The 9,755-nt window shown below is 52.4% G+C and carries 6 protein-coding genes; 5 read left to right on the forward strand and 1 reads right to left on the reverse strand.

The window, feature by feature from the left end:
* Positions 1-1,081: 1,081 nt before the first annotated feature.
* Complete coding sequence (locus OK409_RS02740) at positions 1,082-2,626, forward strand: methyl-accepting chemotaxis protein (protein ID WP_264366726.1); 1,545 nt, start codon at positions 1,082-1,084, stop codon at positions 2,624-2,626.
* Positions 2,627-2,729: 103 nt separating this feature from the next.
* Here OK409_RS02740 and OK409_RS02745 read toward each other — a convergent pair whose 3' ends face one another.
* Positions 2,730-4,184 carry an AMP nucleosidase gene (locus OK409_RS02745; RefSeq protein WP_264366727.1) on the reverse strand — a complete coding sequence of 485 codons (1,455 nt, stop codon included), beginning with the start codon at positions 4,182-4,184 and terminating at the stop codon, positions 2,730-2,732.
* 465 nt (positions 4,185-4,649) lie between these two features.
* Here OK409_RS02745 and OK409_RS02750 point away from each other — a divergent pair, with 465 nt between their 5' ends.
* From OK409_RS02750 to OK409_RS02765, 4 genes are all read left to right on the forward strand, one after another.
* The gene (locus OK409_RS02750) at positions 4,650-6,059 is read left to right on the forward strand and encodes an EmmdR/YeeO family multidrug/toxin efflux MATE transporter (protein ID WP_022625464.1); all 1,410 of its coding nucleotides are present in this window, start codon (positions 4,650-4,652) and stop codon (positions 6,057-6,059) included.
* Positions 6,060-6,255: 196 nt separating this feature from the next.
* Positions 6,256-7,368, forward strand: coding sequence for a lactonase family protein (locus OK409_RS02755; protein ID WP_264366728.1), 1,113 nt, complete (start codon positions 6,256-6,258; stop codon positions 7,366-7,368).
* Between the two features lie 147 nt (positions 7,369-7,515).
* On the forward strand, positions 7,516-7,671 hold the full coding sequence (locus OK409_RS02760) for a hypothetical protein (RefSeq protein ID WP_010247735.1): 156 nt from the start codon (positions 7,516-7,518) through the stop codon (positions 7,669-7,671).
* Positions 7,672-8,083: 412 nt separating this feature from the next.
* Positions 8,084-9,751 (forward strand): ShlB/FhaC/HecB family hemolysin secretion/activation protein, encoded by a 1,668-nt coding sequence (locus OK409_RS02765; RefSeq protein ID WP_264366729.1) that lies wholly within the window; start codon positions 8,084-8,086, stop codon positions 9,749-9,751.
* The last annotated feature ends 4 nt before the right edge of the window (positions 9,752-9,755 follow it).

Below are 9,755 nucleotides of genomic sequence, written 5' to 3' on the forward strand. Positions count from 1 at the left end.
GGCCATACCCTGAGCGGAGTAGAATAAAACCATACTCGCTAACACAGTCATATTTTTAACTTTCACAATGAATCCTCTTTAAGTGAGTAATTAAATTTATTATCTGCGCTGCCAAAGGTATGTTAATTTTCCTCAAATAATTCTTGTCAGTCTTCCTCCATTTTGGAGTTTCTTTATGCGTCCTTTATTTTATTTTATGTGAAAGGCGGGAATACAGTGCCAGTATGTGGCACTAATTTTAAGAAATAGCTCTCCAGTTGGCTGTTATTTATATTGCACAGTAATTATGGAGTGACAAGCTCAATAATGATGAGTTTTGTTGCTGTGTATGTTTTTATATTTCGCCTGCAATATACTTCAGTTATGTTACGGTTTTTAATTTCATCAGTTACTGCAGCTGATGCGTGGGTCAGGCAAACCTGTTTCTCTCTGCGATTGCCCGGGCTATCTGTTCGTATCAAGGGCTGATGATGGAGAGTTTATTCGTGATGCATATCAGACCAGGGCGATCGTGCAGACGGGCACGCTCATTAACGCACTCAGCGCGTTTTCTGCCTGAAGGCTGGATTGCTACGGCCGGGCTGAAGCATCCTTATGCCGGTCTGTTCTGCCATATTCATCGAACTAATAAAGTATTCATATCCTGCGAGACGTCACAGAACCGGCCCGCGTTTAAAGTGATCTAAAGAAGTTCCTGACGTTATTTATAATTATAATTTATGTATTCGTGATTTTTATTTCGGTATTTTTTGCATACGAAAAGCATCCAGGTTGTAGCAGCCTTAAAAGCCGCGCCTGCAAGGGTTAAATGAAATTTTTATGAGATGCAAACCAGTGTAGCGTAACGCAGTAATAAGTTAAGACAACGGTAAGCATAAGGGTTCTGATTGTTTATAACGCACAAAAAACGATTTCTGGTTGAACTGGAAATCATCAAAGCCTGACAGATTTATGAGTTTTTGTGATGCTTTGCAGCGGTGCCATTAATTCTGGTTAATATTATTTATGTGATAAATATTCATTGAAGTTAAAAAAAGAGATGCCGATAGATCTATATCGCCGCCCCCTTCAAGGAATTTTAATGAAAATCTCTACGCGCCTCGGTTCCGGATTTGGCACGTTAATCATCTTTTTCTCCATATGTATCGTTGTCGCTATTCACTCTTTATATCAGGCTAAAAGCACGCTTGAGTCAGTTGTTCAGGGTGATATGAAAAAAACAAAATTAATCAATGAACTTACCCTGGCGCAGCGCGATATGGCAATAACCGTCAGGAATTTATCACTCTTTTCAGATCAGGCTCTTATCCAGGAGCAGTCAGCTCGCCTGGTTAAGCTGAAGGCAAAGTTTGCAGCCAGCAGGGATCAACTGAATACGATGATCAGCCAGACTGGCGATACGGAAGAATATAAAGCCTTTGCGAAGATCAGTGACAGCGAGAAAAACGCCCTGGACGCCTTCAGTAACACCGTTCCGCTGGCGCTGGCTAAAAACAGTGATATCACCGTTAAGTATCTGTTGGAAAAAGTCAGACCCGCTCAGGTTCCGCTGCTTGAAGGCCTTACCCGGATGACTGAAATCCTGGCGAAGCAGTCGGATGACTCAGTTAATCAAAACGCGAAGAATACCGAAAGAGCCTACATCATTTTGGTGACGCTTTTAGTTGCGGCTATTTTGTTCGGCACGGGCACCAGCATCTATCTTATTCGTAAACTCATGAGCGAGCTTGGCGATGAACCGAGCACAGCGCGAAAGCTTGCTTATGCGATCACTAATGGGGATCTGACCACTCCTGTTAACTTGAAGAAAAATGACACTCTCAGTCTCATGGCCTCTTTAAACAGCATGCAGGTTCGGTTACGGGATATCGTTTCAGAGATTAAATCAGGATCTTCTTCAGTCGCCCTTTCTGCGAATGAGATTTCTGAAGGTAACAATGAGCTAGCATCCCGCACTGAACAGCAGGCTGCTGCCTTGCAGGAAACGGCAGCCAGTATGGAACAGCTCACCGCTACGGTACAAAATAACAGCAGAACTGCCAGGGACACAGCTAACTCAGCGAGAGATACCGCCTCGATTGCAAAACGAGGGGAAACGGACGTCAAACGGATGTCAGATACGATGAGTGATATTTCAAAAAGCGCGTCTAAAGTCAGAGATATCACCGCCGTCATCGAAAGCATCGCCTTCCAGACTAATATTCTTGCCCTGAACGCAGCCGTTGAAGCGGCACGAGCGGGAGAGACGGGAAGGGGCTTTGCTGTCGTCGCGTCTGAAGTCAGAACGCTTGCACAGCGTAGTGCGACTGCCGCAAAAGATATTAAAGCGTTAATAGAGCAGGCTGTCGGACAGGTTGAATGCGGCGTCACTGTTGCCAGTGATACGGGTTTGAGTATTCTCAAAGTCGTGCATTTAGTGGATGAACTGGCTGAATCCATGGATGCTATTGCGCTGTCGTCGGCTGAACAGATGCAGGGGATTTCTCAGGTGAGTATTGCAGTCAGCCAGATGGATGGGGTGACGCAAAATAACTCTGCTCTGGTAGAAGAATCATCAAGTGCTTCTCAGTCTCTCTCTGAGCAAGCGCAGTCTCTCAGGCTGATTGTAGAGACCTTTAAAGTATAAATTATCCCGGCGCTGACATGCGCATTGGGTAAATTCCAAAGCAAGAGGCCGGTACTGCCTGTCAGCAGTACCGGCCTTATTCCTCGCATCAGCCGGCTAACGCTTACCTGAAAGGCGGCTCATTAAAGGTACGCAACTTACGCGAATGCAGCTTATCGCCCTCGGCGCGCAGCAGCTCAACAGCGTGAATACCAATCTGCAGATGCTCCGAAATCGCCCCTTCATAGAAACGGTTCGCCTGACCGGGCAGCTTAATCTCACCGTGCAGCGGCTTGTCTGAAACGCACAGCAGCGTGCCATATGGCACCCGGAAACGATAACCCTGTGCGGCAATAGTGGCGCTTTCCATATCGACCGCCACCGCACGGCTCAGGTTAAAGCGCAGTGCCGAAGCGGAGTAGCGCAGTTCCCAGTTGCGGTCGTCCGTGGTCACCACGGTGCCGGTACGCAACCGCTGCTTCACCTCTTCGCCTGGCATGCCGCTCACTGATTTGGTGGCGTCATACAGCGCGCGCTGCACTTCGGCAATGCTGGGTACCGGGATATCAGGCGGCAGCACGCTGTCCAGCACGTGATCGTCGCGCAGATAGGCATGGGCCAGCACATAATCACCAATCCGCTGGCTCTCGCGCAGACCGCCACAGTGACCAATCATCAGCCACGCATGTGGACGCATCACCGCCAGATGATCGCAGATGGTTTTGGCATTCGACGGGCCAACACCAATATTAATCAGCGTAATACCGCGACGATTCGGCGAGGTGAGATGCCAGGCGGGCATCTGGTGCTTCTTCCACGCCAGATCCGAGAGCATCGACTCACTGTCAGCGGTGTCGGCGGTCAGCACCACATCGCCCGCGCAGGCCAGGCTGTCGTAAGGGGTACTGGGATCGCGCACCTGCTCGATCGCCCAGCGCACAAACTCATCAACATAACGGGTGTAGTTGGTGAACAGCACAAACGGCTGGAAGTGCTCTACGCTGGTGCCAGTGTAGTGGCGCAGGCGGGCCAGCGAGAAGTCGGTTCGCAGCGCGTCGAAGTGCGACAGAGGGGATTTTGCATCGGCATGGAACAGGCCATCGGCGGTCTCATCACCAATCTGTGACAGCTCGGTGGTCGGGAAGTGGCGCGCAATACCGGCGCTCATGGTGCGATCCAGTGACAGGTCGGAACCGTCGATCACGTAAGGGTAGGGGATCTCCTGGCTGGAGGGCCCCACGTCGATCTTCAGCTGATACTCCTTCTCCAGCATCTGAAGCTGTTCCGAAATATAGTGGCGCAGCAATGCCGGGCGGGTGATGGTGGTGCTGTAACTGCCGGTGTGGGTGAAGCGTCCCCAGGCACGCGTGCGGTTCTGCTGCGGACCGTCGCCGCGCCAGGTGATGCGCAGCTCCGGGTAAACAAATAGTCCCTGCGCCCGTGCGGTGGCATCGGGCAGCGTGCCGTTTTCGGTAAAGGCTTTAATCGCCTCGCGCAGCGCATCAACGGCGCCATCGTACAGGCGTTCGAGTTCATCCAGCGCCTGCTGGCTGGTCAGGTTTTTCCGTAGTGTCGGCATGGTTTCTCCTTCCATTTTTTTCCGCAATTTGCCCCAAGCTTAGCGGGTTTGTTGCGGAGATTGTTGAAGAATCTGTGATCGCCGTTTTTTTGCGCCAGCGAAGCGGGAATTCTGAGCAGTGCTGTTTTAAGTGAAGATCTGCTGCACTGAAAAACAGTAAGAAAATCTTTACTATCAGAAGGGGTGGTTCGCCACGTTTGAATGCGTTACCGATGAGGAGATGGCGGAAAAACCGCCAGCAGCAAAGCATGGCCAACCGATCATAACGTCAGGGAAATAATCAGGTTTGCTACAGCGGGTGGGGCAGTGAGGCAGATTGTGCCGTGGCGGCATTAAAAAGTTTGTAACCATGATTAATTTGCACCGGAAAGACTTTGCATATTTCTCTGCCCACTATCATCATTAGAACTCCTGTCCAGTCTCTTCTGATTTGGTAATCCTTTGCAAAATCCCGGCGTAGCAGTGATGCAGGCGATCAAGCGCACGGCGTGGTACCCGAAACGCCGTTCGTATCGCACGCTCTACTGGCGTGAGATATCGCCATTAGCAGTGCCTATCTTTTTCGAGAACGCCTGTGTGCTATTGATGGGCGTACTGAGCACCTTCCTGGTCAGCTGGCTGGGTAAAGAGGCGATGGCGGGCGTCGGCCTGGCCGACAGCTTCAACATGGTGATCATCTCGTTCTTTGCTGCCATCGATCTTGGTACCACGGTGGTGGTGGCGTTCAGTCTGGCAAAACGCAACGGCAAGCGCGCCCGTGCCGCCACGCGTCAGTCGCTGGCCATGATGACGATACTCGCCTTTGTGCTGGTGATCGCCATTGAGTTCTGGGGCCATCTGATCGTCGATGCGATTGCCGGTGCCGCCGATCCAAAAGTCAAAGCGCTGGCGCTGAGCTATCTGCAGACTTCCGCCTGGAGCTATCCGGCCGCCGCCATCACCCTGATTGGCAGCGGGGCGCTGCGCGGTGCAGGTAATACCAAAATTCCGATGCTGATTAACGGCGGCATGAACATCCTCAACATCATCATCAGTAGCGTGCTGATTTATGGCTGCTTCTCGTGGGACGGTTTAGGGTTTATCGGTGCCGGGCTCGGACTGACCATCACCCGCTATATCGGGGCGATCGCGGTGATTTACGTGCTGATGATCGGCTTTAACGCCTCACTGAAAATTACGCTGTCGAGCTATTTCCGGCGCTGGAACAGCAGCATTCTGATGGAAGTTTTAGGAATAGGCGTGCCTGCCAGTATCGAGTCGGTGCTGTTCAACGGCGGCAAACTACTGACACAGGTGTTTGTTGCCGGAATGGGCACCAGCGAGATTGCCGGTAATTTTATCGCTTTTTCTATCGCCTCACTGATCAACCTGCCAGGCAATGCGCTGGGTTCGGCTTCAACGATTATCACCGGTACCCGTCTGGGCAGGAATCAGGTGTTCCAGGCGGAACGCCAGGTGCGGCACGTCTTCTGGCTGGCGACGGTCTGCCTGACCGTGATGGCCCTGCTGACGGTGCCGCTGGCCGGGTTGCTGGCACGGTTTTATACCAGCGACCCGGAAGTAATTAACGTGACGAAGCAGCTGATCTGGCTTAACGCGCTGTTTATGCCGTTATGGGCCGCTTCCTGGGTGCTACCTGCCGGACTCAAGGGCGCACGCGATGCGCGTTACACCATGTATGTGTCGATGTTCAGCATGTGGGGCGCCCGCGTGGTGGTCGGCTACCTGCTCGGTATTGAACTGGGGATGGGCGTGACCGGTGTCTGGCTGGGGATGTTCCTCGACTGGACGGTGCGTGGCATCTTCTTCTGGTGGCGACTTAACAGCGGCAAGTGGCTCAACCGCTATCGAAAAATGATCGCGAAAACCGGTTAGCGCGTTGTTAACGCCTTTCACCCGCCGTGGGGAAAGGCGTCTTACCTCTTTCAGCACCATTAAAAATAACATCTCCGTCACATCTCCAGACTTTCGAACCGAATTTCAGACAGTTGCACAAAGCCAGCCTCCCCGGACAGGGTTAGCGTAATGCCTGCTGCGCAATGATGCAGACACTACTTATCAAGGTGACCCTATGATCCGTCTGAAAACGGCGCTGGCACTCCTGCCGCTGCTGTGTAGCGCCCCGTTATGGGCGACAACCTTTGTCTATGTCTCCAATGCTGAATCCGGCACCGTTTCCCGCTATCAGCTCAGCGAGGCGAATGGCAGCCTGCAATGGCGTGGCGATACGCCTGCCGGTAAAAAGATTATGCCGCTGGCGGCCAGCCCGGATGGTAAACGGCTCTATGGTGCGCTGCGGAGTCCGCCTTATTCGATCATCAGCTGGCGCGTCTCGGGTTCGCATGGTGATTTGCAGAAACTGGCGGTGACACCGGTTGTAGCCAGCTTTCCGTGGATCACCACTGACAGAAGTGGGCGCTATCTGCTGGCCGCCTCCTATGACAGCGATATCGTCACCAGCAACCGGATTGATGACAAAGGCATTGTGACACCCCAGGTCACGGGCGAGGTGAAAACCGGGCCGCATGCCCACTCGGTGATTACCGACGTCAGCAATCATTCCCTCTACGTCGGCAACCTTGGCGCGGATCGCGTGCTGCAATATGCCTTTGCTGATAATGGCGCGATAACGCCGCTGGGAACCGGATTTGTTCAGGGCGAGAAGAACAGCGGCGCACGACATTCGGTGATTTCGCCCGACAATCGCTTCCTCTATAACCTCGCGGAGATGAGCGGCACCATTACGCAGTTCCGGCGCGCGGCGGATGGGTCGCTGACGGAGCTGAAAACCTGGCCGAATGCGGTGGCGAAGAAATATAACCTGCAGCATGGCGAGCAGCGCCCGGCGGGCTACAGCGATCCCACGCCGCGCATCTGGGCGGCAGACATTAAAATCACCCCGGACGGGCAATTTATCTATGTCACCGAGCGCACCTCCAGCACCGTCAGCGGCTACCGGATTGATAAACAGTCGGGTGAGTTAACACTTATCGGCAGCTGGCCGGTTGAAAAACAGCCGCGCAGTATTGCGATTGATGCGCAGGGTAAATGGCTGATCGTCAGCGGGGAGAAGAGCGCGGTGATTGGCAGTTACGCTATCGATTCCGCCAGCGGTGAACTCAAACGGGTTGCTGAAGCCCCGGCTGGTAAAGGCGCGAACTGGGTGACGCTAATAAGGCAGTAACCGTTTTGAGCCGCTGGCGTATGGCACTGGCTAAACAGATGCGGGCTGCTTATGCCATTTCCGGCATAAGCAGCGCAGAAATTTTTGGTTCTGATCGGGCGTGTAAGCGGGTTTACTCAGGGCATCAACTGATGCGGAGAGCCTGAGATGAAACAGAAACTGATAGCCTGGTTTGAACAGCTGCTGAGCGGCCCTGTGGCGAGTGACCGTGTGCATGATATTAACGTGGAACTGCTGCTGCCGCTGAGCCAGCTGTATGGACTGGAATATTATCCGGCAGTGCATCGCTACCATGAAAAATAATGGTTGTTGTATGTTGTCTGGTTAAAGGCCCGCTACGTTGCGGGCCTTTTTGCATCTGTATTGCGCTGGTCATTTCAGCCAGCAGGCTTCACCACGAAAAACAGCAACATCATTATTTTTTATCCCACTTAATGCCCCAGCGTCGTTATATGAATGAGTAATCCGGCGCGGATCTATATTCATCAGTGCACGTCTTAACATCCATTCCCTTAACACTCATAAATGACCTGCGCACATAGAAAGTGGCTAAGTCATTACAAATTTGGCTTATAAAACGTTTTATCACCGCTAATTTTACTTTTTGTAAAACCACGTCATTATTTTAAGTCAATAAGGAACTTCCGATTGTTAAGGTGGTAATCTGCACGCCTGTGCTTACACAAAACTTACAATAAGCGTTGTTAATCCTTCGATGAAAATGCCTGAAACAGGGAAGTGGCTGGTTTTCGGAGCCAGTTTGTTTATCAGCAATGTCATGGCTGCACCGGTCACGCCGGGCGATCTTGACGTTATTCAAAATCAGCAGCAGCAGCGGTTGCAGCAGGATCAGCAGCAGCGTGACGCATTAACACAGGCGCATCAGGTTGAGCTGCAAAAAACCGAATCGGCGCCAGCCAGCGGCCCCTGTTTTGAAATCAACCAGATTTCACTGCAACAGGCGAGCTTAATCACGTCTGATACACAGAAGAGACTTGTCGCTCCCTATATCAATCAGTGCCTGAGTCTGGACCGTATTAATCAGCTGGTACGCGCTATTTCAGAGTGGTATGTCCAGCGCGGCTATATCACCAGCCGGGCCTTCCTGACAGAACAGAATCTTTCCCACGGGACATTAAATATCACCGTACTGGAAGGAAAGCTTGAGGCGATTCATTTGCAGGGTGCCAGTGCACGTCAGCTGAACATGGCGTTCCCGACCCGTGCAGGTCGTATTTTAAATTTACGCGACATTGAACAGGGAATGGAGCAGATAAACCGGCTTCGTACTACGCCGGTTCAGATTGAAATCATTCCGTCGACTCAGCCGGGCTATTCCATTGTCAATCTGACCAGCACACCCGAGTTTCCTCTGACGCTGGGGCTGAATATGGACAATAGCGGCCAGCGAAGCACCGGCATAGGTCAGCTTTCCGGCTCGCTGGTGGGTAATGACCTGCTGGGTGTTGCCGATCGCTGGTTTGTCAGCGGTGGTCGCAGTAGCGCTTTCAGCGACTGGCGCGATGCGCAAAATTTCCAGGCGGGCGTCAGCGTGCCTTATGGCTATGGGCTGCTGGATTACAGCTATAGCTGGAGCAACTATCACAGCCGCTTTAACGCCAATAGTTTCGACTGGTATAGCAACGGCGACAACATCTCTAACCGCCTCAGCGGATCGTGGGTGCTGTTCCGCAACGGGCAAATCAAAACCGGCCTTCAGGTTGGGCTGAACCATTATGTCAGCCATAACTGGCTGAATGAGACCCTGCTGCAAAGCAGCAGCCGCAAACTGACCAGCCTGCAGATCGGTTTTAACCATACGCAAAAAATTGCAGGTGGGGTGGCCACCCTCAACCCGATGCTGAGCCGCGGAATGCCGTGGTTTGATGCGGAAAGCGACAAGGGTAAAAGCGACGATTTTCCTAAAGCTGAATTCCGTAAATGGAGCGTCAGTAGCAGCTATCAGCGGCCTGTCACTCAGAAAATGTGGTGGCTCAGCAGTTTTTACGCTCAGTGGTCGCCGGATCGCCTTTATGGCAGCGAACGCCTGACGATTGGTGGCGAGAACTCGGTTCGCGGCTACAAGGAGCAATACCTTTCCGGCGATGTTGGCGGCTATCTGCGTAACGAACTGAATTACTCGCTGTTTACCCTGCCTGCAATCGGCGAGGTCAGCACCACCCTGGCGCTGGACGGCGGGTGGCTCCAGAGCGACAAACAGGATCGCTACGCAGCAGGCACGCTGTGGGGCAGTTCGCTGGGACTTGGCACCCGTAACGCGCATGTCTCTACTCAGCTGTCGCTGGGTATCCCTGTCAGCTACCCCAATTATCTTGCGCCCGATCGCCTCAGCGTTTACGCGCGTGTTGGACTCGTTTTTTAAAAAA

The organism is Pantoea sp. RG18 (genome assembly GCF_025910075.1).
Classification (GTDB): Bacteria; Pseudomonadota; Gammaproteobacteria; order Enterobacterales; family Enterobacteriaceae; genus Pantoea; species Pantoea agglomerans.

Excerpts from the sequence above, each read along its gene's own strand:
- OK409_RS02740 (WP_264366726.1), top strand. The coding sequence starts at position 1,082 with ATGAAAATCTCTACGCGCCTCGGTTCCGGATTTGGCACGTTAATCATC.
- OK409_RS02745 (WP_264366727.1), bottom strand. The coding sequence starts at position 4,184 with ATGCCGACACTACGGAAAAACCTGACCAGCCAGCAGGCGCTGGATGAA.
- OK409_RS02750 (WP_022625464.1), top strand. The coding sequence starts at position 4,650 with ATGCAGGCGATCAAGCGCACGGCGTGGTACCCGAAACGCCGTTCGTAT.
- OK409_RS02755 (WP_264366728.1), top strand. The coding sequence starts at position 6,256 with ATGATCCGTCTGAAAACGGCGCTGGCACTCCTGCCGCTGCTGTGTAGC.
- OK409_RS02760 (WP_010247735.1), top strand. The coding sequence starts at position 7,516 with ATGAAACAGAAACTGATAGCCTGGTTTGAACAGCTGCTGAGCGGCCCT.
- OK409_RS02765 (WP_264366729.1), top strand. The coding sequence starts at position 8,084 with ATGAAAATGCCTGAAACAGGGAAGTGGCTGGTTTTCGGAGCCAGTTTG.